19 protein-coding genes are annotated in these 23,871 nt (G+C 67.6%); 16 read left to right on the top strand and 3 right to left on the bottom strand.

All coding sequences use genetic code 11. The features are described 5' to 3' along the window. Positions 1 to 10 precede the first annotated feature (10 nt). The 8 genes from pgeF to JQX13_RS48015 all read left to right on the top strand — a co-directional run bounded on the left by pgeF (position 11) and on the right by JQX13_RS48015 (position 8,872). Positions 11 to 781 (top strand): peptidoglycan editing factor PgeF, encoded by a 771-nt coding sequence (gene pgeF, locus JQX13_RS48050; protein WP_203412549.1) that lies wholly within the window; start codon positions 11 to 13, stop codon positions 779 to 781. 198 nt (positions 782 to 979) lie between these two features. Beyond that, positions 980 to 1,675, top strand: a complete 696-nt coding sequence (locus JQX13_RS48045; protein WP_430384129.1) for a tetratricopeptide repeat protein — start codon at positions 980 to 982, stop codon at positions 1,673 to 1,675. A gap of 22 nt (positions 1,676 to 1,697) precedes the next feature. Next, on the top strand, positions 1,698 to 2,939 hold the full coding sequence (locus tag JQX13_RS48040) for a LysM peptidoglycan-binding domain-containing protein (RefSeq protein WP_203406081.1): 1,242 nt from the start codon (positions 1,698 to 1,700) through the stop codon (positions 2,937 to 2,939). A gap of 180 nt (positions 2,940 to 3,119) precedes the next feature. Further along, positions 3,120 to 4,241, top strand: coding sequence for a DNA-processing protein DprA (locus tag JQX13_RS48035; RefSeq protein ID WP_203406080.1), 1,122 nt, complete (start codon positions 3,120 to 3,122; stop codon positions 4,239 to 4,241). A gap of 8 nt (positions 4,242 to 4,249) precedes the next feature. Beyond that, positions 4,250 to 6,847, top strand: a complete 2,598-nt coding sequence (gene topA, locus JQX13_RS48030) for a type I DNA topoisomerase (protein WP_203406079.1) — start codon at positions 4,250 to 4,252, stop codon at positions 6,845 to 6,847. A 127-nt stretch (positions 6,848 to 6,974) separates the two neighbouring features. Then, positions 6,975 to 7,730 carry a MotA/TolQ/ExbB proton channel family protein gene (locus JQX13_RS48025; protein ID WP_203406078.1) on the top strand — a complete coding sequence of 252 codons (756 nt, stop codon included), beginning with the start codon at positions 6,975 to 6,977 and terminating at the stop codon, positions 7,728 to 7,730. Positions 7,731 to 7,750: 20 nt separating this feature from the next. Continuing rightward, a complete protein-coding gene (locus JQX13_RS48020) occupies positions 7,751 to 8,281 on the top strand; it encodes an ExbD/TolR family protein (RefSeq protein ID WP_203406077.1) in 531 nt (176 codons plus the stop codon). Next, on the top strand, positions 8,282 to 8,872 hold the full coding sequence (locus JQX13_RS48015) for an ExbD/TolR family protein (RefSeq protein ID WP_239014309.1): 591 nt from the start codon (positions 8,282 to 8,284) through the stop codon (positions 8,870 to 8,872). Between the two features lie 48 nt (positions 8,873 to 8,920). Here JQX13_RS48015 and JQX13_RS48010 read toward each other — a convergent pair whose 3' ends face one another. After that, on the bottom strand, positions 8,921 to 9,307 hold the full coding sequence (locus JQX13_RS48010; protein WP_203406076.1) for a TraR/DksA family transcriptional regulator: 387 nt from the start codon (positions 9,305 to 9,307) through the stop codon (positions 8,921 to 8,923). Positions 9,308 to 9,568: 261 nt separating this feature from the next. Between JQX13_RS48010 and trmFO the strand changes: the two genes are divergently transcribed. From trmFO to JQX13_RS47985, 5 genes are all read left to right on the top strand, one after another. Further along, positions 9,569 to 10,924: a methylenetetrahydrofolate--tRNA-(uracil(54)-C(5))-methyltransferase (FADH(2)-oxidizing) TrmFO gene (trmFO, locus tag JQX13_RS48005; RefSeq protein ID WP_203406075.1), complete on the top strand. Its 1,356-nt coding sequence runs from the start codon at positions 9,569 to 9,571 to the stop codon at positions 10,922 to 10,924. Further along, positions 10,921 to 12,519 (top strand): gliding motility protein, encoded by a 1,599-nt coding sequence (locus JQX13_RS48000; RefSeq protein WP_203406074.1) that lies wholly within the window; start codon positions 10,921 to 10,923, stop codon positions 12,517 to 12,519. Before trmFO ends, JQX13_RS48000 begins: the two co-directional genes overlap by 4 nt. Positions 12,520 to 12,562: 43 nt before the next feature. Next, positions 12,563 to 13,471 (top strand): tyrosine recombinase XerC, encoded by a 909-nt coding sequence (locus JQX13_RS47995; RefSeq protein WP_203406073.1) that lies wholly within the window; start codon positions 12,563 to 12,565, stop codon positions 13,469 to 13,471. 289 nt (positions 13,472 to 13,760) lie between these two features. Further along, positions 13,761 to 15,188 (top strand): beta-1,3-glucanase family protein, encoded by a 1,428-nt coding sequence (locus tag JQX13_RS47990; RefSeq protein WP_239014308.1) that lies wholly within the window; start codon positions 13,761 to 13,763, stop codon positions 15,186 to 15,188. Between the two features lie 115 nt (positions 15,189 to 15,303). Further along, a complete protein-coding gene (locus tag JQX13_RS47985; RefSeq protein WP_203406072.1) occupies positions 15,304 to 17,202 on the top strand; it encodes an RICIN domain-containing protein in 1,899 nt (632 codons plus the stop codon). Between the two features lie 253 nt (positions 17,203 to 17,455). Here JQX13_RS47985 and JQX13_RS47980 read toward each other — a convergent pair whose 3' ends face one another. After that, positions 17,456 to 18,220, bottom strand: coding sequence for an ISAs1 family transposase (locus JQX13_RS47980; RefSeq protein ID WP_239015279.1), 765 nt, complete (start codon positions 18,218 to 18,220; stop codon positions 17,456 to 17,458). A gap of 658 nt (positions 18,221 to 18,878) precedes the next feature. Further along, positions 18,879 to 19,766 (bottom strand): alpha/beta fold hydrolase, encoded by an 888-nt coding sequence (locus JQX13_RS47975; protein ID WP_203406071.1) that lies wholly within the window; start codon positions 19,764 to 19,766, stop codon positions 18,879 to 18,881. Between the two features lie 342 nt (positions 19,767 to 20,108). On the opposite strand from JQX13_RS47975, the gene JQX13_RS47970 reads away from it, so the two are divergent. From JQX13_RS47970 to JQX13_RS47960, 3 genes are read left to right on the top strand one after another with little or no spacing between them, the layout of a single operon-like run. Then, entirely contained in the window at positions 20,109 to 20,645 is a 537-nt protein-coding gene (locus tag JQX13_RS47970; protein ID WP_203406070.1) for a (2Fe-2S)-binding protein, read from the top strand. Then, the gene (locus tag JQX13_RS47965; protein ID WP_203406069.1) at positions 20,642 to 21,637 is read left to right on the top strand and encodes an FAD binding domain-containing protein; all 996 of its coding nucleotides are present in this window, start codon (positions 20,642 to 20,644) and stop codon (positions 21,635 to 21,637) included. Before JQX13_RS47970 ends, JQX13_RS47965 begins: the two co-directional genes overlap by 4 nt. After that, entirely contained in the window at positions 21,634 to 23,868 is a 2,235-nt protein-coding gene (locus JQX13_RS47960) for a xanthine dehydrogenase family protein molybdopterin-binding subunit (RefSeq protein ID WP_203406068.1), read from the top strand. Before JQX13_RS47965 ends, JQX13_RS47960 begins: the two co-directional genes overlap by 4 nt. Positions 23,869 to 23,871: the final 3 nt, after the last annotated feature.

The raw sequence follows: 23,871 nt of genomic DNA, 5'->3' as shown, positions 1-23,871 counted from the left end.
ACTCCTGCTCATGACCGATCCGTCCTCGTCCTTCGTCATCTCCTCGCTCCTCCCCGTGCCGCACGGTTTCGCCACGCGGGCCGGTGGTGTGTCCGAGGGGGCCTATGCCTCGCTCAACCTGGGCTTCGCGGTGGGTGACCTCCGGGAGCGGGTGGAGGAGAACCATCGGAGGCTGGCGGTGGCGGCGGGCGCGGCGTTGGACGCGCTGCACACGGTGAAGCAGGTGCACGGAGATCGCGTGGTGGAGGCGGACGCGGGGGAGGGGATGGGCGCGCTCCGGGCGCCAGAGGGAGAGGCGGACGCGCTGTGGACGGCGCGGCCGGAGCATTGGGTGGCGGTGGGGACGGCGGACTGCGTGCCGGTGCTGCTGGTGGACCCCGAGGGGCGGCGGGTGGCGGCGGTGCACTCGGGGTGGCGGGGCACGGACGCGCGCATCGTGGCGCGGGCGGTGGAGGCCCTGGTGGCCAGGGGCTCCAGGCCCGAGCGGTTGCTGGCGGCGGTGGGGCCCTCCATCCAGCGCTGTTGCTACGTCGTCTCCGAGGAACTGGGCGAGCGCTTCTCCTCTCGCTTCGGATCGGAGGTGGTGGTTCGCGAGCGAGGGGACGTGCGGCTGGATCTCGCACGGGCGGTGCGCGGGACGTTGCTGGGAGCGGGTCTGAAGGTGGCCCACGTGGAGGTGCTCCCGCACTGCACTGCCTGTGATGCGAGCCGATTCTTCTCACACCGGCGTGACGCGGGGCTCACGGGCCGTCACCTCAATTTCGTGATACACCGGTTCTGATCGGCGTCCGGGCCGATTTCTTGACGGTCTCCGACCGCCCTTCCTATCCTTCCGCACGGACCCCCGAACGCCGTGCCGGAGCACCGCATCATTCGCCGACTGCTTTCCATCGCGCCCCTGTGCGCGCTGACCGCCTGCGCCACCGCTGGTTCCGCTCGTACGTCGGAACTGGAGGAGCTGAGGGCGGAGGTGCGCGCCATGCGCGAGACCCAGGCGCGCCTGGAGAAGCGTCTCGAGCGCATGGAGCTGCACGCCAGCGTGGCCCAGGCCCGCAACGCCACCGCCGCGGCTCCGGCCCCGGGCGCGTCCACCCCTCCCGCCGCCGCTCCCGAGCCCGCCTTCACCACGCCCGAGCTGACGGTGGTGAAGCTCAAGCCGCGCAACGAGCCCGCGCCTCCGCTGCCCACCCGGGTGGCCGTCGTCGAGCCCTCGCCCGATGACATGGAGATGTTCATCAGCCCCGCCGCCGAGAGCGACAGTGCTCCCGCGGACGAGCCGAAGGAGCAGGTGGACAGCATCGTGCTGGACGCCCTGTTCGATCAGGCGGTGGCGGCGCTGCGCACCGGCAACGTGGAGGGCGGGGTGGAGCGCCTGCTGGGCTTCGCGCAGGAGAATCCCCGCCACCCCCGGGCCGACAACGCGCTCTACTTCGGAGGGCTCGGGCAGATGGGGCTGAAGGACTACGCCACCGCGGCGAAGAGCTTCGAGCGCCTCATCGCGACCTATCCGGCCGGCGACGCCGTGCTGGATGGAATGCTGCGGCTGGCCGAGTGCCGGCTGCGGCTCGATCAAAAAGAAGACGCGCGGGCGCTCTACACCCGCATCCTCACCCAGTTCCCGGGGACGGCCGCCGCCAACCAGGCGGAGCAGCGGCTCGCGTCCCTCTCGCACTAGCAGTCCGAAAGGAAGTCGTCCGATGCGCTCGCGGATCCTCTCCTCGCTCCTCCTCGCCACCGTGCTCGCGCCACCCGCTGTGTGGGCGCAGGACGTGGACGATCAGGAACCCGAGGCTGGCGACGAGACCGAAGGGTCCGAGGTCGTCGACGAGCAGTCTGCCCGGCCGCGTCCCGGCCAGGTCGCCATTCCTCCGGGCCAGGGGGGCCGTGAGTCCGCTCCCGGGGAGATCCACACCGTGGAGAGGGGCGACACGCTGTGGGATCTCTCTCAGCGCTACCTGGGCAGCCCCTGGTATTGGCCCAAGGTCTGGTCCTACAACCCGGAGATCGCCAACCCGCACTGGATCTACCCGGGCAACCCGGTGCGCTTCTTCCCCGCGGGCGAGGAAGTGCCCTCTCGCGTGGAGGCGGGTATCGGTCCGGCGCCCACGGAGATGGTGGCCGAGGCCGGGGAGATCGCCGAATCCACCGAGATGGATCCCGCCAGCGGCGAGGAGATGGTGCAGGTGAGTGGAAAGCTCGCCTACGAGCCCAAGGCGTCGCGCACGGTGACGACGCAGGGCTTCGTCACCGCGCGCGAGCTGGACGAGGCGGGCCGCATCGAGGGGGCCTCCAACGGGGCGGAGATGCTGTCCTTCCCGGACGTCGCCTACGTGCGCTTCAAGCGCAAGGCGGACGCGAAGCTCGGGGACAAGTACGTGGTGTTCCACACCGTGCAGGACGTGAGGCACCCGGTGACGGGCAAGCAGGTGGGTTACCTCACCGAGTTCGTCGGCACCCTGCGCGTGGTGGCGCTCGGCGACAACTACGTCAAGGCACAGGTCGCGGACACGTGGGATGCCATCTCGCGCGGGGATCTGGTGGGCCCGTACGGCGAGAAGATGGTGGAGCAGGTGGTCCCCCGGCGTAACGAGAAGGAGCTCAAGGGCTACGTCGTCACCGCGCTCGTGCCGTACCTGACCCTCACCGCCGAGCACCACTTCCTGGTGATCGACAGGGGCAGTGGCGATGGCGTCCAGGTGGGCAACACCTTCACCGTCACCCGCCAGGGCGACCCCGCCCGTCAGGACGTGCTCCAGCTGGAGCCGCGCGGCAGGAAGAACGACAAGGCGTCGCTGCCCTCGGAGAACATCGCCCTGTGCCTCGTGACCGAGGTGAAGGAGCGCACCTCCAACTGCGTCATCACGCACTCCATCCAGGAGGTGGCGCCTGGAGATTCCGTGGTGATGCGGGTCGATTCCGCGCCCACCGCCCAGCGCTGAGCCCCCGGGCCTCTCGACGGATGCCTCCCTGGAGGGGGCACGTAACCCCTTGGATCGGCTCGGCTGCCCCCTACTGCAGGGGACGTGCCGCTTGACCACCGCCGGGCGGGTGTTTATGTGTCCCGCCCCCTCGCCGTCGGACCCATCTTCTATATAGGTGGGCCCAGGAGGGGGTCGGGTATGGTGGAGATCACGACGGACACGCACACGGCGGAGCAGCGGACGCTCCTGGCACTCTGGACAGTCCCCGGGTTGGGACCGAGGACCCTGGGGAACCTGCGTGCTTTCGCCGGGGGGGCGCTCGCCCGCCTGGCCGCCTGCCCGGTGAAGGACTGGCTGATGGAGGCGCCACTGCCCACGCCAGTGCGCCGGCGTCTGGCGGAGGTTGCCGAGCTGGGACCCCTGGCGGATCGGGTGATGGAGCGCTGCGCGGCCGTGTCCATGGGCGTGGCCTTCCAGGGAGAGCCGGCCTATCCGGCCCGTCTGGCCGACACGGAGGACGCGCCCCCGCTCCTGTTCTACCGGGGGCAGGTGGGGCCGCCGCGCCGCCGGGTGGCCATGGTGGGCAGCCGGCACCCGGAGCAAGGCTTCCTTCCCTTCGCGAGACGCTTCGCCCGGCAGGTGGCCGAGGGCGGGGTGGGGGTGGTGTCCGGAGCCGCCGCCGGGGTGGATCGCGCCTGCCACTGGGGGGCGTTGGACGCGGGCGGGGAGACGTGGGCCTTCCTGGGCTCGGCGCTGGACGAGTTGGATCCCGCCCAGGCGAAGCTGCTGCCGCACTTCCTGGCCCGGGGCGGAGTGTTCTTCAGTGAGCTACCGCCCGGCGTCCGGGCGAGCACGACGACCTTTCCCCGGCGCAACCGGCTCATCGCTGGTGCGTCGGATGCGGTGTTGATCCTCCGCGCGGGGGCCGCTTCTGGCAGCCTCTACACGGCGGAGGCGGGACGAGCGCAGGGACGGCCGGTATTGGCCCTGCCCGGTGATGTGATGAACGAGGGGGCGGCCGGCTGCAACGCGCTCATCCGTGATGGACACGCGCGGGCCTGTCTCTCCGTTCATGAAGTCTGGCGGGCCGTGGGGTTCCACCCCGAGCGGTCGGTCCCGCCAGCAGAGGGTTCGTCGTGGGATGAGCTCTCGGTGGAAGCGAGGGGGGCCTATCAGGTGTTGGACAGGGTTCCCAGGTCATTCGATGAGGTGCTGGCCGGTAGCCAGCTCTCGCCCGCGGCGCTCTCCAGCGCCCTGGTGGAGCTCGAGCTGTCGGGGCTCGTCATCCAGCATCCTGGAAGGTTGTTCGAGAAGGTTTGAGGAAAATCATGGCGACGCGCACGAAAAAGACGGCAACGGCGGGCGAGATGGAGGGCGAGGAGACCGCGACCCCCAAGAAGGCAGCCAAGAAGCCGGCGGCGCGCAAGAAGACCGCCGCCAAGAAGAAGACGGCCGCCAAGAAGGCCTCCTCGCGCCGCAAGGTGGGTGATGGGGCCCTGGCCACCGTGGAGGCCTCCGCCGAGGACGGCGAGGCCACCGACTCCCCCAAGCGGGGCAAGGGGCCGCACTACCTCGTGGTGGTCGAGTCGCCCGCCAAGGCGAAGACCATCAAGAAGTACCTGGGCTCCGGCTACACGGTGAAGGCCTCGGTGGGCCACATCCTGGATCTGCCCAAGAGCAAGATGGGCGTGGACCTCGAGCACGACTTCGAGCCCCAGTACGAGGTCATCAAGGGCAAGGAGAAGGTGCTCAGCGAGCTGAAGAAGGCCGCCCAGGGCGTGGACAAGGTCTTCCTGGCGACGGACCCCGATCGCGAGGGTGAGGCCATCGCCTGGCACATCAACCAGCAGCTGGGCCACCAGAACGCCTACCGGGTGATGTTCAACGAGATCACCAAGTCGGCCATCCAGGAGGCCATCGCGCAGCCGCGCCAGCTCAGCCAGGAGAACTACGACTCCCAGCAGACGCGCCGCATCCTGGACCGGCTGGTGGGCTATCAGATCTCCCCGCTGCTCTGGAAGAAGGTGCGCCGGGGCCTGTCCGCGGGCCGCGTGCAGTCCGTGGCCGTGCGCCTCATCTGCGAGCGCGAGGACGAGATCAAGGCCTTCGTCCCCCAGGAGTACTGGACGTTGGACGCCCTCCTCGAGGGTCCCGCCGGGCCTCCGCCCTTCAAGGCCAAGCTGTCCAAGGTGGACGGCAAGAAGGTGGACCTGAAGGACCGGGAGACCACCCAGGGGCTGGTGGAGGAGCTGAAGGGCTCCCCGTTCGTGGTGTCCAAGGTGGACAAGCGCGAGCGGCGCCGCAACGCGCCGGCTCCCTTCATCACCTCCAAGCTGCAGCAGGAGGCCGCCAACCGGCTCCACTTCACCGCCAAGAAGACCATGGCGCTCGCCCAGCGCCTCTACGAGGGCGTGCCGCTCGGTGAGGAGGGCCAGACGGCGCTCATCACGTACATGCGCACGGACTCCACCCGTCTGTCGGATCAGGCGGTGGCGGCGGTGCGCGAGTTCATCGGCCAGACCTACGGCGCGGACTACCTGCCGGAGGCCCCGGTGGTGTACCGCACCAAGAAGGGCGCCCAGGACGCGCACGAGGCCATCCGTCCCACCTCGCTCGAGTACCCGCCCTCCAAGGTGAAGCAGTACTTCGACTCGATGAACGACGACATGGCCGCGGACATGTTCCGGCTCTACGAGCTCATCTGGAACCGCTTCGTGGCGTGCCAGACGAAGCCGGCCGTGTATGACCAGACGAGCGCGGAGATCACCGCGGGCCGGGCCACCTTCCGGGCCTCGGGCTCCACGCTGAAGTTCCCCGGTTACCTGGCCATCTACGGCGCCAGCCTCACCCCCGAGGAGGAGGCCGCCCAGGAGAAGGCGCGCGCCGCCGGCGAGGACACCGACGAGGACGGCGTGGGCGAGCTGCCCGTGCTCAACGACGGGGACGCGCTCTCCCTGCAGAAGCTGCTCGACGAGCAGCACTTCACCCAGCCGCCTCCGCGCTTCTCGGAAGCCACCCTCGTCAAGGAGCTCGAGGAGCGGGGCATCGGCCGTCCGTCCACCTACGCCGCCATCCTCTCCACCATCCAGGACAAGAAGTACGTGGAGAAGGTGGAGGGCCGCTTCCGGCCCACGGACCTGGGCGTCATCTGCAACGAGCTGCTCGTCAAGCACTTCCCCCACGAGCTGGACGTCGCCTTCACCGCCGGCATGGAGGAGAAGCTGGATCAGATCTCCGAGGGCGAGGCCAACTGGAAGGCCGTCCTCAAGGACTTCTACGGGCCCTTCAAGGAGACGCTCGAGAAGGCCGAAGCGGAGATGCGCGACGTCAAGCGCGAGGAGATCAAGACCGACGTGGCGTGCGAGAAGTGCGGCAACGTCATGGTGATCAAGTGGGGGAAGATGGGCCACTTCCTCGCGTGCTCGAACTACCCCGAGTGCAAGAACACCAAGGACTTCAAGCGCGACGCCGAGGGGAAGATCGTCATCATCGAGGAGGAGACGACCGACGAGAAGTGCGAGAACTGCTCCAAGCCCATGGTGGTCAAGCGGGGCCGCTTCGGAAAGTTCCTCGCGTGCTCGGGCTACCCCGAGTGCAAGACGTCCAAGCCCATCTCCATCGGCGTGACGTGTCCGGACTGCAAGCAGGGCTACCTCACCGAGCGCCGCAGCCGCTTCGGGAAGGTCTTCTTCGGCTGCAACCGCTACCCGGACTGCAAGTTCGCCGCCTGGGATCGGCCGCTGCCGGAGGCGTGCCCCAGCTGCCAGTCTCCCTACCTGGTGCAGAAGTACTCCAAGCGGGACGGTCCGTTCATCGCCTGCCCCAACAAGGAGTGCGACTACCGGCGTCAGATCGTCGAGCCGGAGGTGGCCGCCGCCACCTCCGCTCCCGCCGCCAACGGCCCCAACGCCTCCTCGGCTGCTTGAAGCGCTGAAAGTTCAAGGATTTCAGGGGCATGGCCCGCCCCTGGCTTGACACCTCCGAGGAGGGTCCTCTAGAAGTTCAGTGCCTGCTCCCAGGACAGGCCCGGGCGTCGAAAGGACCCTCTTCGCGATGATTCCCATGGTGAGCGAGCTGCTGGACGTGGTGTTGACCCAGGTCCCGGCGGCTGCGGAGGCCGTGAAGGCCGCGCCGGCCAAGCTCGGCGTCGTGGATTCCGTCATCAAGTTCTTCAAGGACGGTGGCCCGTTCATGTTCGTCAATCTGTTCTGGCTGGCCGCGGCGCTCGCGGTGGCCCTGGAGCGGATTGTCACGTTGATGTTCCGCTACAACCTCAACGCCCCGCCCTTCATGGAGCAGATCACCAAGCTGGTGATGACCGGCAACGTGGACCGCGCCGTGAAGCTGTGCGCCGCCGCCCCCCACTCGCCGCTGGCCAAGGTCATCCGCGCCGGGCTCACCCGCGCCAACCGCGGTGAGATCGAGGTCGCCAAGTCGGTGGAGGAGGCGCTCGTCGAGCACAGCCCGCATGTGGGCGCGCGCATCCCCTGGCTGTGGTCGCTGGCCAACATCGCCACGCTGGTGGGACTCGTCGGCACCATCTTCGGTCTGATCGGTACGTTCCAGGCGCTCGGCAACGTGCCCGCCGAGCAGAAGCAGGCCCTGCTCTCCGACGGTATCTCCAAGGCCATGAACAACACCGCGTTCGCGCTCTCCATCGCGGTGCTGTGCATCATCTTCCACCTGTTCCTCACCTCGTACGCCAAGAGCATGGTGGAGACCATGGAGCTCAACGCGCTCAAGCTGGAGAACCTGCTGGCGCGCCGCGCCGCTGGCGAGACGACCATCGATGATGCCCGGGCCGCCTAGGCCACGCGTCGGGAGGGGCCATGGCGTTCCACTACTCGCGGCGCAAGCTGAAGCCTCGTGAGGAGGAGGAGACGGGCGAGCTCAACATCGTCCCGTACCTCGACATCCTCATGAACCTCATCCTCTTCATGCTGCTGTCCATCAACGGGCTGGCGGCCTTCGGCATCCTCAACGTCAACGCGCCGAGCTACGGCGGGCCCAACTCCACGGTGGCCCAGCAGCAAGACTCGGACAAGCCGCAGCTGACGCTCAGCGTGCTCATCAGCAAGAAGGGGCACTTCGTCAACAGCGAGAACGCCATCCTCGGCAGCAAGGACGGCGCTCCCTCTCCCACCATCCCCATCAAGGCGGACGGCTCGTACGACTACGCCGCCCTCAACGCGCAGATGGTGGAGATCAAGAAGGCCTTCCCCTCGGAGACGAAGGTCATCGTCGCCGCGGACCCCGAAATCCCCTACGAGGCGCTCATCCAGACCATGGACGCCATCCGCGAGACGCAGGCGCGGCCGCACCGCCTGCTCTTCCCGGACGTCACCCTCGGAGCCATCTAGATGTCGAAGACGGGCGAGAGCACCCTCCAGACACCAGTGGACGACGAGGCGCTGCAGCGGATGCGCTTCCGCAAGGCGCTCGCGCGCAAGAAGCGCAAGGAGCGCGAGGCGGCAGGGGAAATCAAGGAGCTGAACATCACCGCGATGATGGACATGATGACCATCCTCCTGGTGTTCCTCCTGAAGTCCTTCGCCTCGTCGTCGGCCTCGCTGACGGCCAGCGAGGACGTGCGGCCCCCCGTGTCCTCCACGCGCGCCACGCCCAAGGACACCGTGGCCGTCACCGTCACCCCCAAGAACATCCTCGTGGGGGAGAAGGAAGTGCTGCGGCTGCGGAACGGGCAGTTCCCCCCCGAGGCGCTCCAGGACCGGCTGGTGCTGCCGCTGGATGCGCAGCTCAAGAAGGAAGTGGAGAAGCTGAAGTACATCGCCGAGCGCAACCCGGCGGCGCCCTTCAACGGGGAGCTCTCCGTCATCGCGGACAAGAGCATCCCCTATGACATGCTCCTCACGGTGCTCTACACCGCGGGCCAGAACCAGCTGGAGAACTACCGGTTCGTGGTCCTCCAGGACGAGGGCAAGCCGCAGTAGGGCGTCCCGGCTCCCGGCGCCCCACCAGGCCGCGCGCGCTGGCGGGCGCTACAGCGTCGGCGTGGCCTGCGGGCCTCCGCGCAGCTCCAGCTCGTGACGCGTCGCGTCCTCCTCGCACCGGATGGCGAAGGGCAGGGCCTCCAGCCGCTCGATGGGGATGTCGTAGCCGCAGTCCACGCAGGACCCGAACACGCCCGTGTCCATTCGACGCAGCGCGGCATCGATCATCATCACCTCGCGCCGCTGCGCCTCCATCAGGCTGGACAGCGTGTAGTCCGCCAGCTCCGCCTGCGCGTTCTCCTCGTACTCGGGGTCGCGATCCTGATCCTTCAGCGCGGTCAGCTCACGCTGGGCCCCCAGGGTCGCGCTGAGGATGTCCCGGCGGCGGCGCTGGAGGAGATCGCGAATCTTCAGAAGGTCGTTGGTTCGGCTCATGGCCCGTCGCTCCTCATCTGTGGTGCACTGCGTCGCCCGGATGGATTTCCCGTGCGATGAACGGGCAAAAGCTAGGAGCCACGAGCAGGTAGGGAAACTGTTTCCGAAGATCCTACGTGTCGCAGGGCCGGAGAGGGAGCGGACAGGCAGGAGCCCGACGACCGGAGGGTGGACATCCAGGAGCGGAAGGGTGGGACAGGGCGGGGTGGTCCTGCTAACTGTTGCCGGATGGGCCCAGAGAGCGGGCTCGCGGAGAGTGTGATGGAGGACGTGAAGCTTCAGCGGGTGACGGTGATTGGCGGTGGACTGGCGGGCAGCGAGTGTGCCTGGCAGCTGGCGCGGCGCGGGGTACCGGTGACGCTGAGGGAGATGAAGCCGCACCGGCGCTCGCCGGCGCACAAGACGGATCAGTTCGCGGAGCTGGTGTGCTCCAACTCGTTGCGCTCGGACAACCCGGAGAGCGCCATCGGCCTGCTGCACGCGGAGCTGCGGGCGCTGTCGTCGGTGATCCTCGGGAGCGCGGACGCGCACCGGGTGCCGGCGGGTGACGCGCTGGCGGTGGATCGGGAGGCCTTCTCGGCGGCGGTGACGCGCTCGGTGCACGGGGCCCCGGGCGTGGAGGTGGTGACGGGCGAGGTGGACACGTTGCCCGAGGGCACGGTGGTGGTGGCCACCGGGCCGCTCACCTCGGAGGCGCTGACGAAGGAGCTCGAGCGCTACGTGGGGGAGAAGCTCTACTTCTACGACTCCATCGCCCCCATCGTGGCGGGGGACTCCATCGACATGGGGATCGCCTTCCGCGCGAGCCGCTACGGCAAGGGAGGGGGCGACGACTACATCAACCTGCCGATGAACAAGGAGGAGTACTACCGGTTCATCGCCGAGGTGAAGGCGGGCCAGAAGCTGCAGCCGCACAGCTTCGAGGAACCCAGGTACTTCGAAGGGTGTCTGCCGATCGAGGTGATGGCCGATCGAGGCGACGACACGCTGGCCTATGGGCCGATGAAGCCGGTGGGGCTGAAGGATCCGCGCACGGGCGAGGAGCCCTACGCGGTGGTGCAGCTGCGCATGGAGGACCGGGCGGGGACGGCGTGGAACATGGTGGGCTTCCAGACGCGCCTCACGTGGGGCGAGCAGAAGCGCATCTTCACCACGTGCGTGCCGGGCCTGGCCAACGCCGAGTTCCTGCGGATGGGGCAGATCCACCGCAACACCTTCATCGACTCGCCGCGGCTGCTGGGGAGGGATCTGTCGCTCAAGGCGGAGCCGCGCCTGTTCTTCGCGGGGCAGATCACCGGCGTGGAGGGGTACGTGGAGTCGGCGGCGTGTGGCTACCTGACGGCGCTGGCGGTGTACGCGCGGCTGACGGGGCGTGAGTTCGTCCCGCCGCCGGCCACCACGGCCCTGGGCTCGCTCTACCGCCACGTGACGGGCGAGGCGCACCCGCCGGACTACGACTACCAACCCTCGAACGTCATCTTCGGGCTGTTCCCGCCGCTGCCGGGGCGGGTGAAGAAGGCGGACAAGCGGGTGAAGTACGCGGAGCGGGCCAGGGCGGACCTGGCCGCGTGGCTGCCGAGCGTGCCTCCCGCACGGGAGCTCCAGAGGACTGCATGAGCCGACGAATGGTGGTGGCGGGGGCGCTGATGGCGCTCGCGCTGGTGGGGTGCAAGCGCAGCGACGAGAAGAGCGGTGGAGGGCAGGGGCGCGCCCGGGCGGGCGCGGTGGGGGGCGTGGGCTCGATGCTGGCCGAGGGCCCGGCGGATGACCTGCGCGTCACCGCGGATGGGCAGTTCGCCACGTACCTGCGCAAGACGCACAAGCCGATCGTCGAGGGCATTCCGCCCCAGATGCGGCTGGGCGAGCTGTACGTGGTGCCGGTGACGGGCGGCGTGCCGCGCAAGCTGGGCGACGGGGTGACCAACTACCCCGGTGGCCAGCTCTTCACCCCGGACTCGAAGCACGTGCTGTACCTCACGGGGTTCAACGTGGCGAACCAGTCCGGCGCGTTGCACGCGCTGGCGCTGCGCGAGCCCACCGCGGAGCCCCAGAAGCTCGGGGCGGCGGTGTCGTACTTCCTGCCGAGCCCGGACGGCTCGAAGCTGGCCTTCGTGGACGGCGGGGTGCTGAAGCTGGGGCCGCTGCCGGCGGGGCCCTTCCGCCAGGTGGCGGGCGAGGTGTCCACGGCGGGCTTCTCCCCCGACGGGAGGATGCTCTTCTTCAAGCGGCGCCTGGCGGCGGCCGGCGGGCTGCTGGCGGTGCCGGTGGAGGTGCCGGAGGGCAAGCCGAGCGAGCCGCTGAAGCTGGCGGACCAGGTGGGCGACTTCGTGTTCTCCCCGGACTCCAAGCACGTGGCCTACCAGGTGCGCAGCACCTCGGCGCAGGGCACGTATGACCTGTACGTGGCGGATCTGCCGGAGCTGAAGGGCCGCCAGGTGGCCACGGGCACGACGGCGTTCGCCTTCTCGCCGGACTCGAAGTGGCTGGCGCGCAACGATGGGAGCAAGCCGGAGGTGACGGGCGACCTGTACGTGGGCCCGGCCTCGGGCGAGCCGGGGCGCAAGGTGGGCGAGCGCGTGAAGGAGCTGGCCTTCTCGCCGGACTCGCGGGCGCTGGGCTTCCTGGCGAAGTACGACCAGTCGGCGGGCGCGGGGCTGATGGGCGTGGTGGCGCTGCCGGACGGCGAGCCGAAGCTGGTGGGCAGCCGCGTGCCCAACTTCATATGGGGCAGCGACGGCAAGTACGTGGCCTTCCTCTCGCGCTTCCTCAAGCCCATCTACTCGGTGGACCTGATGCTGTACCAGGTGGGCGCGGAGAAGGCGGAGAAGGCCCAGCCGGGTGTCTTCGGCTACGGCTTCACCCCGGGGAACACGGCGCTCGTCTTCCGCTCGAGCTGCATCCGCGAGGGCCGTGCCTGTGACTTCAAGGCGCTGCCGCTGCCTCGCGCCGAGAAGGCCGAGCCGCAGACGTGGCTGCAGGGCATCTACAGCTACAAGGTGTCCGAGGACGGCAACCGGATCCTCGCCACGTCGGCGCGGATGGACTCGGACACCTTCGACGTCGCCATCTACGACGTGAAGACGCAGGCGCGAAAGACGCTCGACCAGGGCGCGCAGCTGCCGGCGTACTTCGCGGGTCCGAACGACTCGCTGGCCGTGTACGTGCTGAAGGGCGGGAACCCCGGCGTGTACGTGGCGCCCGCGCAGCCGTGAGAAGCTTGCGGGCGGCCCGGTTGCGTCTACGCTGGAGCCGCCCATGAGCACCGCCGAGCTGTCGCCGCTGCTGGAGAAGTTCCGCGCCCACCTCGAGGACGAGAAGGGCGCCAGCCCGCACACCGTTCGCAACTACCTGATCGACCTGGTGGACTTCGAGCGCTACCTGGTCGAGCGCATGAAGCTGTCACTGCTGTCGGCCTCGCACGCGGCCATCCGCGGCTACATGGGGACGCTGGCGGTGGACCATGCGGCGTCCAGCCGCTCGCGGCGGCTCGCGAGCATCAAGAGCTTCTACAAGTACCTGGTGAGGCAGAAGCTGCTGCCGGGCAGCCCGGCGAAGCTGGTGAAGAGCCCCAAGCTGCCCAAGAGCCTGCCCAAGGTGCTGCCCGTGGACGAGCTGTTCGCCATCCTCGAGATGCCGTCGCAGAAGACGGTGCTGGGCCTGCGGGACAAGGCGATTCTGGAAATCCTCTATGGCGGAGGCCTGCGCATCAGCGAGCTGTGCGGGCTGAACCTGCTGGACGTGGACCGGAGTGGCCGCATTATCCGGGTGATGGGCAAGGGCAGCAAGGAGCGCCTGTGCCCGGTGAACGCGCAGTCCATCCGCGCGCTGGAGGCCTACCTGGCGCGCCGCGGCGAGCTGCTCGCGGTGCCTCGCCCCGGACAGGACGAGGAGGCGGTGTTCCTCAACTACCGGGGAGGCCGGCTGACACCGCGGAGCATCGCGAGGCACCTGGACACGTACGTGGTGCAGTGCGCGCTGCAGCGCAAGGTGAGCCCGCATGCGCTGCGCCACTCGTTCGCCACGCACCTGCTCGGGGGTGGGGCGGACATCCGCAGCATCCAGGAACTGCTGGGCCACGCGAGCCTCTCCACCACGCAGCGGTACACGCACGTGAGCTGGGAGCAGCTCCAGGCCGTCTACGACGCGGCGCATCCAAGGGCCTGAGCGCCCTGACACCGCGCACCTTCCCCTCTCCCCCTGGGAGAGGGACGGGGTGAGGGTATCGAGAATCTCGGGATGAACCGGGGCCGGGAGGCGAGAGCGCTTCCCGGCCCTTTCTATTCATGTCCATAAGAAAATATTCGAACTGATATTGGTTTTTCAGTAAAGGAGAATTGTCGGTATTAACCCGTTTTACCCATTACGGGGCTCTGTGTAGAGCGCCGTTGGTGGCGTAGCGCAGAGGAGTATCGACATGCCAAACACTGAGAGACGGAGCAGGAGTTTCGCCCGGATGGGTTGGAGGTCCGCGAGGGGGGTGGGCGTCGCGGGGTTGATGATCGCCACGGGCGTGGCCTGCGGCGGCAGACCCGAGGCCGGTGGAGACGATGCTCCGCATGAGACCACGCAGTCGGTCATCGTGGGGAGCCGGTACCAGGCGGAGAACTGGTCCTCCAGCGGCACGACGGGGGTGTTCAACGAGGGCGGCGGCGAAGGGCAGTCGGTCGCGGGCTTCCAGGTCAACGAGCAGATCCACTACCCGTCGGTGAACTTCAACGGCGCGGATCAGATCCAGTTCCGCATCGCGGCGCCGTATGGAGGAGGCCGGGCGGAGATATGGGCGGACGCCGTGGGCTCTGGCACGAAGGTCGGGACGGTGGACCTCACCGCCGCCACCGGGAGTGACTGGAACAGCTTCATCACCCGGACCGTCAACATCACCGAGCTCTCCGGCACCCGCTCGCTGTACCTCAAGGGCGTCGCGACGGGGGGAGACTGGCTGTTCAAGCTCGACTGGTTCGAGCTGCACGACACCGGCGGCACCACCCAGCCGCCCCCGACGACGCCCACGGGCACCATTCCGGTCAAGGTGACCAACAAGTGCCCGTACCCGCTCCACGTCACGTTGACGGGCGTGTATAGCATTCCGCTCGAGAAGGACGCGGCGGGCAATCCCATCTACCGCGCTCTCGGGACGGGGCAGAGCTACACCTACGCGACGCCGGAGAACTATCCCAGCGGCCGTGTGAGCGCATACAGGACCCTGCCAACGCCGGCCTCGCCCCGCGAGCTGGAGAAGGCCGAGTTCACGCTCGAGAAGCCCAATGGTGGCTCGCAGCTCCTCCACTACAACCTCACGTACGTGGACCACGTGGGTCTGCCCATGCAGATCTCCGGCGTGGGCACCGGCTCCAGCTGTGTCCAGGTGCAGTGCAACAAATCCGCGAGCGCCATTCAGACGGCCATCGCCAACCAGTGTCCGGACGGCCTGCGCTACTCCATGGGTGGCGGAACCATCTGCCTCGCCCCGCGCTCCTTCTGCCTCGATGGCGAGTACGCGAGCGACCCGCGCCGTGCGTCCATCTGTACGCGTCTGGACAGCGAGATCGCCCGCTGCGCCAGCAAGTACCCTGGGGTCTGCACGCCGGGGACGGCGAAGACGCCGCAGGTCTACGCGTGCTCTCCGCCGTTCTTCGACCAGAGCGCGAAGTGGTGCGCCGCGCTGAACCGCGGAATGCTGGACGCGCCCGACAGCACCAACGTGGCGCAGTACTACAACACCGGGAAGCCGTATAACGGGTATGCCAAGTGGGTCCACGAACAGTGCGGCGCCGTGTACGGGTTCTCCTATGACGACTACCCGATGGCCGCGAACCAGGCCGGCTTCTACACGTGCACGGGTGGGCAGCAGCTCAACGTGACGTTCTGCCCGGCGGGCTGATTCCTCACGGTCGTTCCACCTTGTCGTCCCCGCGCCTGGTCATCCTCCGGTGACCGGGCGCGGTCTGTTTTCCAACCCTGTACCCCCCCAACAACAAGCAGGAAATCGCATGCACATGGGTTCATCCAGAAGCCGGAGCAAGAAGAGCCATCTCGCGGCCGTGGTGCTGGTCTGCGCGCTTCCCCCCGCGAGCGCGATGGCCGCCGGCGAATCCGTCCAGGTCTGGCTGACGACCACTTCGGGCAACTCCCTCTCCAAGAGGCTCAGCGCCGAGCCGTCCAGGACCTTCGGGCCGGAGAGCGGCACGTCCACGGCGATCACCATCAACGAAGCGGCCACCTACCAGACCATCGATGGCTTCGGCGGCGCGCTCACGGACTCCTCCGCGTGGCTGATCTACAACTCGCCCCAGCGCAACGCGATCATGAACGACCTGTTCAGCATTGGCGGCGGCGCCGGGTACAACATGGTCCGGCTGCCCATGGGCGCGTCCGACTTCTCCAGGAACAGCTACACCTACGACGATACCTGCTGCGATCTGAATGACTTCTCGGTGGGCCACGACACGGCCTACATCATCCCGCTCCTGCAGCAGGCGCGGCAGATCAACCCCGAGCTCAAGATCATGGCGCTGCCGTGGAGCGCTCCGGCGTGGATGAAGTTCAACAACTCCCTGAATGGGGGCGGGTACCTGCGCAACGATCTCTACGGCACGTATGCCAATTATTTCGTGCGCTTCCTCCAGGCCTACAACAGCTACGGCGTGCCCATCCATGCCGTCAGCATGCAGAACGAGCCGCACAACGCCAACGGCACCTACCCGACGATGCAGATGGAGGCGAGTGATCAGTCGAACTTCGCGGCCCAGAACCTCCGGCCCGCGCTGAACAACGCCGGGTTCGGTTCGGTCAAGATCATCGGCTGGGATCACAACTGGTACGACAATGGCGGCCCCGCCGGCTTCCCCCATGAGGTGATGAGCCACAACAACAGCCAGGCCCGCTCGGCGGTGGCTGGCGTGGCCTATCACTGCTACGAGAGCCCCGAAGGCAGCTACAGCGTCCAGACCACCTTCCACAACGCCTACCCGGACAAGGAGATCCACTTCACCGAGTGCTCCGGCGGCGGCTGGGCGACGAGCCAGGCCGGGAACCTGGAGTGGGAGCTCCAGAACAACATCCTTGGGCCACTGCGGAACTGGGCCCGGAGCTCGCTGTACTGGAACATCGCGCTCGATCCGAACCATGGCCCGAGAGTGGGCGGCTGCGACAACTGCCGTGGCATGCTCACCGTGAACAACAGCACGGGCACCTACACCAAGAACGAGGACTACTACGCCTGGGCGCATCTGGCGAAGGTGGTGCGGACCGGCGCGGTTCGCATCGACTCGACGACCCAGGCCGACGGCGGCATCCAGACCGTCGCCTTCAAGAACCCGGATGGTTCGCTGGCGCTGATCGCGCTGAACTCCAATGACGGCAGCTCCCTGACCTTCAAGGTGCGTTGGGCCGGCCAGTCCTTCGATTACACGCTCCCACCGCGGTCGGTGGCCTCGTTCAAGTGGGGCGGGAGCTCCGGCGGAGGCACCTGGTATCGCATCATCAACAAGGCGACTGGCCGGTGCCTGGATGTCGCCGGTCCGAGCACCGCCGACGGCGCCAACATCCACCAGTGGAGCTGCCACACCGGCTCCAGCCAGCAATGGGCACTCCAGGCGACCGACAACGGGTACTACCGGATCGTCTCTCGCTATAGCGGCAAGGTGCTCGACGTCGCCGGTCCGAGCGCCTCCGACGGCGCCAACCTCCATCAGTGGACCTCCACCGGCGCCACCAACCAGCAGTTCAAGTCCGTCTCCCTGGGGAGTGGCTGGTACAGGTTCGAGGCGCGCCACAGCGGGAAGGTGATCGACGCGGCCGATTGCTACGGCACCGGCAACGTCGACGGCGGCAACATCCAGCAGTGGACCTGGTCCAACAACGACTGCCAGCAATTCCGGCTCGAGCAGATGTAGACGTTGAATTCCGGCGGGGCCCTCGGCTCTAGGTCAGGGCCCCGCTCGCATCCCAGGATTGATCCAAAGTCCATAGGAGAGGTTTTGAAGAGGCGGAGAGCAAGTCCAGACATTCACAGGCAAAGAGGGAGCATCCCTCCGGACGGCGCCTGAAAGAGGGGCGCCGTGGAAGGACAGGAGTGAAGGTACACAGGCCGAACAGCCAGGGGAGAAGAGGCGCGGGAAGGCCGGAGCGGGAGCAGCTGGCGGGCGCTCAGGCAAGTGTGGCCAGACTCTCGGGCAGCACGGCCAGACCCAACAGGCCCTGGTAGAGCACCTCCATGGTGCGTGCGAAGCTTTGGGGCCGTTTGTCGCGAGTCGGCAGGTGCGTGCGCACCAGGGCCAGCAGGTTGTAGGCCAGCAAACGCAGCCAGCTGAGCACCAGGGGTGCATTGCCTCGCAGGCTGGGCGAGGCGCTGTCCTCCTCCAGCACCACGTCCGCTGTCCAGTTGGGCCCGTTCTCAATCCCCCAGTGCCGGCGTACCAGCGTCAGCATCCGCTCCGGGGACAGTTGCCCTGTGGGAATGGAGGTGAGGAACAGCCGCGTCTCCACCTTCGGCAGCTCGCCGTCTCTGGTTCGCGTCTGCCTCACCCATACCCATTGCTGGGCGCCGGGAAAGTCCTCCTCTGGCGGCTTGTCCACCACCCTCAACTCCCTCTCCACCCACTCCCCGCTCGTCCGCTCGCGCGTGCGCACCTTCACTGGCGCCACCGCCAGCGCCACCCACGCCTTGTCATGTAGCCGGTGGAAGTTCTCCTTGAGCGCCATCAGGTAGTGCTTGCCCGCCTCCCTCACCACCCGCGCATTGGCCGCGCTCGTCATTCCCGCGTCCACTGTCACGTACTCGAAATGCCGCCCGAACTTCTCCACCACCCGTTTGAACAACTCCGGGAACGCCGTCGCCTCTCCCTGCTTGCCTTCCAGCAACTTCTGGTCGAGCACCGGCTGGGCCGCGCTGCTGGTGAGACTGGCGCGCAGCGCGTACGGGTACCAGTACTCCCGCCCCTGCTCATCCTTCGTCGTGTGGCTCGGCTCGCACGGCGGCTGCCCCGGCGTGCTCTCCCTGCCTTCCCGTCAATGCTGACGACGCCCCGGGCGAAGAGCTCATGGCGTATCAGCCCCACTTCCAGGCCTCGGTGCACCATCTGGTGCACCTCCTGCTCCAACCCCTCTGGCTCCAACTTCCCCAGCAGCCTATCCAACGTCGTGTCGGACACCGGCCGCTTCAGCCCCTCGGGCGCCGTGCCTTCGCGCAGCATGTCCTCCCCAGCGCCTCGGCATGCCTCAACACCCGCCGCCCCACCGCCAGCGCCTGCACCAGCAGCATCAACATCGCCGCCAGCGGGTGCCTCTGTCCCCGGCGGGCCCGGGGTCCTTTACCTCCTTGAATGTCAGCCCCAGGCTCGCCATCATCCTCTGCACGCGGGAGGGGTTTCCTGCTCGTCCTTCTTCCCCTTCCCGTTTCCCGCTTGGGGTGTGGATGGCCCGCCAGTCCTCCCGCCCCGGTTTTTCTTCCCACTCATCCTTCTTCTCCCCGGACCTGTCCGGCCCGTCTCCGGCTCTGTGCTGGCGCTCCCCCTCGCGATCTGCCCGCGGCTGCTCGCCTCCGGTGGGCGCCTGTAGGCGGGACTATACTTCAGCCGTAGGCCCGGGTGGGATGACCTCTCCCGTGGGACTTTGAATCAAGCCTGCCGCTCGCATCCGTGGGGCCTGGAGGCAGCGAATCCTCCAGGTCCACCTGGGCCTCCACCTCGGCCAGGAACGCGTCCAGCAAGGCGTTGAAGGTCTCGGGGGCGTCCATCATCAGCCAGTGGCTCACCGCCGGGAGCACTTCCACCCGCATGCCCGGCACTCGCAGGTGCAAGGCCTTCGTTCCGAGCTGGACGAGCGTCGTCTCCGCCGAGATGGCCAGACACGGGCCCGGGTAGCGTGAGAGCTGCTCCTCCGGCTCGTAGTCGAGCAGGCTCCACGTCGCGGTGGCCACCACCTCGCGCGGGGTCGCGCGCAGCGAATCGAGGACCGCTTCACGCGTCCCTGGCTTCGCCCCGAGCAGCATCGGCTCGAACCACACCAGGCGTGCCTCCTCGTACTTCTCCGGTTGGAAGCTCTCGCGGAGGGTGTCGAGCGCCTCGGGCGGCAGGTCCCTCAGGCTTCCTCCCGGATCTCCGAGCACCAATCCCGCCACCCGCCCGGGATGGCGCGCCGCGTACTCGCCCACCACCGTGCAGCCGAAGCTGTGCCCCACCAGGACGAAGCGATCCAGACCCAGCGCGTCCGCCACGGCGCTCACGTCCTCCGTGAAGTCCCGGAAGCCATAGCGGCCCGCGGGATCCGGGTCCGACTCGCCCATGCCCCGCAGGTCGAAGGACACACTGCGTTGTGCCAGATGCGCTTGCTGCGCCGCCCACTGCGTCCGGTTTCCGCTGTTGCCGTGCACGAAGAGGACGGGGAGCCCTCCCTCGCCCGTCGTGGTGACGGCCAGACGGCCAGCCGGCCCCTGTATCATCCGCTTCGAGGTGCTCATACCTCGAAGGTATTCACCTCCGGCCTACTCGGGGTTGCCCTCCGCGCCTCCTGGTTGCTGGCCTGCTGTCCTTCGTTGCTTCAGGGGCATGCCCACGCCAGTCGGAGAAGGTCTCTTCGGGGCTCCTGACGCGTCACTCGCGGGAGACCCTCCGGGCTCGATCTTCGCCGACTTGTCCGACTGTCGGACAGGTCCGTGGCTTCCTTTCTTCTATTCCACATGCGAGCGCCCGTCGGCGGGCCAGGTATCGACTACTCGATACCGTGACGATCTTTGGTCAGCCGTCGTGCTCGCGCCGATGGAGATTGGCGTTCCCGGGCGTCAAACCACGAAGGTGTTCACATGAGTACTTCAGCCAAGGACCTGACCGATCGCGCGTCTCCGGCGGAGCTGCCCTCGACCCATCAGGTCTCCCTCAAGGTCAACGGTGTGGAGAAACGGATGGAAGTCGCGCCCTGGACGACCCTGCTCGACCTGCTGCGCGAGTCCCTCGACCTGACTGGCACGAAGAAGGGCTGCGACCACGGCCAGTGCGGGGCCTGTACCGTCCTCGTCAACGGCAAGCGTATCAATTCATGTCTGACGTTGGCCGTCATGAAGGATGGCGCGGAGGTGATGACCGTCGAAGGGCTCGCCGCGGGTGAGACGCTCCACCCGCTCCAGGAGGCCTTCATCGAACACGACGCCTTCCAGTGTGGCTACTGCACTCCCGGCCAGCTCTGCTCCGCCCTCGGGTTGCTCAATGAGGGCAAGGCGAAGACGCTGGATGACATCCGCGAGTCGATGAGCGGCAACCTCTGCCGTTGTGGCGCCTACCCCAACATCCTCACGGCCATCGAGAAGGTGAGGCGGGAGCGTGAAGGGGGCGCCGAGCAATGAATCCCTTTTCTTTCGAGCGGGCCGAGAACGTCGCGGGCGCCGTGAGCGCGATCGCCAGGAATGACAGGGCCCGGTTCATCGCGGGTGGCACCAACATCCTCGACCTGATGAAGGAGAACGTCTCACGCCCGAGCCACCTGATCGACATCACGCGTCTGCCCCTGGGCAAGATCGAGGAGTCCGGGGACGGCGGCCTGCGAATCGGCGCGCTCGTCACGAATGCGGACGTCGCCTACGACGAACGGGTCGAACAGTGCTACCCCTTGCTCTCGAAGGCGATCCTGGCCGGCGCTTCCGCACAGCTGCGCAACATGGCGACCACGGGCGGCAACCTGCTCCAGCGCACGCGCTGTTATTACTTCTACGACACGGCCACCCCCTGCAACAAACGAGAACCCGGCTCGGGTTGTGGCGCGATCGGCGGCTTCAATCGCAACCATGCGATCCTCGGCACGAGCGACAAGTGCATCGCCACCCATCCGTCGGACATGTGTGTGGCGCTCGCGGCGCTCACGGCGGTCATCCGGGTCACCGGGCCCCAGGGCGAGCGCACCATCCCCATCGCGGAGTTCCACCGCCTGCCCGGAGATACTCCAGAGTTCGATACGAACCTGCGGCCCGATGAGATCATCACCGCGGTGGAACTGCCCGCGAAGGGCTTCGCCAGGCACTACACCTACCTGAAGATCCGGGACCGTCAGTCCTATGCCTTCGCGCTCGTATCGGTTGCCGCCGCGCTCGACATGGACGGAGGCCACATCCGGGAGGCCCGGCTCGCGCTCGGCGGCGTGGCCCACATGCCGTGGCGCGATACACAGGCCGAAGCACTGCTGAGCGACAGGCCCGCCACCGTGGAGAACTTCCGCTCGGTGGCGGAGGCGATCGTCCGTGACGCGAAGGGCTTTGGTCACAACACCTTCAAGATCGAAATGGCGAAGCGGGCCGTGGTTCGCGCCCTGGAACAGGCCGCCGGGATGGAGCAGCCCTCATGACGACGACATCGACCCTGCTCGGAAAGCCCATCAACCGCGTCGACGGCCGCCTCAAGGTGACGGGCGAGGCGAAGTACGCCGCGGAGTTCAACGTCCCCGGTCTCCTCTACGGCTCCGTCGTGTCGGGCGCGATCGCCAAGGGGCGGATCAAGAAGATCGACACGCGTGAGGCCCTCTCGCACCCTGGCGTGCTCCACATCTTCACGCACGAGAACCGGCCACGGCTCGCCTGGTTCGACCGCAGCTACCGTGACGAGGACGCACCCTCCGGCTCGCCCTTCCGGCCGCTCTACGACGACAAGATCGTCTACAGCGGGCAGCCCATCGCGCTGGTCGTCGCCGAGACGCTCGAGGGCGCCCGCTACGCCGCGTCGCTCGTCCGGGTCGAGTATGAATCCCATTCGCCCGACACGGACCTGCGAGCCCGTCGTGAGAAGGCCTACGAGCCGCGCGAGGGAAAAGGCGGGTACGAACCGCCACCGAAGCCGAGGGGCCATGCCGACAAGGTCCTCGCCAGGGCCGCCGCGCGGGTCGATGCGGAGTATTCGTCGCCCGTCGAGCACCACAACCCCATGGAGATGCACGCCACCACGGTCATCTACGAGACCGACGGCACGCTCACCGTCTACGACAAGACCCAGGGCGTGCAGAACTGCCAGCAGTACATCTCGAAGGTGTTCCACCTCTCGCCGGAAGAGGTGCGCGTGCGCTCTCCCTTCGTCGGCGGCGCCTTCGGCTCGGGCTTGCGTCCGCAATATCAACTGTTCCTGGCGGTGATGGCGGCGCGCGAGCTGAAGCGCTCGATCCGGGTGCCGCTGACGCGCCAGCAGATGTTCACCTTCGGCCACCGCCCCACGACAGTGCAGCGGGTGGCGCTCGGCGCGTCGTCCGATGGAACGCTCGAGGCCCTCGTCCACGAGGCCCTCTCCGAGACCTCGCGCTTCGAGGATTACATCGAGATCGTCGTCAACTGGTCGGGCCTGCTCTACCAGTGCGACAACGTGCGGCTCGATTACAAGCTCGTTCAACTGGACACCTATACGCCCATCGACATGCGCGCGCCGGGCGCGGCCCTGGGCGTCTACGCGCTGGAATGCGCGATGGACGAGCTGGCCTACAAGGTGGGGATCGATCCACTCGAGTTGCGGCTGAAGAACTACGCCGAGCGGGATCAGAACCAGGACAAGCCCTTCTCGAGCAAGGAGTTGCGTGCCTGCTATCGGCAGGGCGCCGAGCGGTTCGGATGGGCCAGGCGCACTCATGCCCCGCGCTCGATGCGCGATGGCAAGCAACTCATTGGCTGGGGCCTGGCCACCGGCATCTGGGAAGCGATGCAGCAGCAGGCCAGCGCGAAGGCCGTTTTGAGCATCGACGGCAAGCTCACCGTCAGCAGTGCCACCGCCGACATCGGGACCGGGACCTATACCGTCATGACCCAGATCGCCGCGGATACGCTCGGCCTGCCGGTAGGGGATGTGACGTTCAAGCTCGGTGATTCCTCACTGCCCAGATCACCCGTCGAAGGCGGTTCGTGGACCGTGTCGTCCGTCGGCTCCGCGGTGAAGGCGGCTTGCGAGAAGGTGCGCGAGCGGTTGTTCCAGCTCGCCCGGAAGGTGCGTGGCTCGCCGCTCGCGAAGGCGAGCCTGGACGAGGTGTCGTTCGTCGAGGGGCACATCCGGCTGACCGGGGAGCCGTCGCGGGCGGTGTCGATCACCGAGGCCATGCGGCACGGCGAGGTCCTCAGCATCGAGGAGGAGACGTTGGCCGTGCCCGACATGCCCAGGCAATCGAAGTTCACCCGGTGCACACACTCGGCGGTGTTCGCGGAGGTGAAGGTCGACGAGGACCTCGGCACCGTGAAGGTCACGCGCGTCGTCAGCGCCATCGCGGGGGGCCGGGTCTTGAACCCGAAGACGGCTCGAAGCCAGATCCTCGGTGGGGTCGTCTGGGGAATCGGCATGGCGCTGGAAGAGGAGTCGGCCATGGATCAGAAGCTCGGCCGGTTCATGAATCACAACCTGGCCGAGTACCACGTCCCCGTGAGCGCCGATGTGCAGGACATCGACGTCATCTTCGTCGAGGAGGACGATTCGATCGTCAACCCGCTCGGTGCCAAGGGGCTGGGGGAAATCGGCATCGTTGGCGTGGCGGCCGCGATTGCCAACGCCATCTTCCACGCGACGGGAAGACGCGTCCGGAATCTGCCGATCACCCCCGACAAGCTGCTGTAGGAG

It is taken from the genome of Archangium violaceum, from assembly GCF_016859125.1.
Classification (GTDB): Bacteria; Myxococcota; Myxococcia; order Myxococcales; family Myxococcaceae; genus Archangium; species Archangium violaceum_A.
This window is presented reverse-complemented; position numbering and strand designations above follow the sequence as displayed.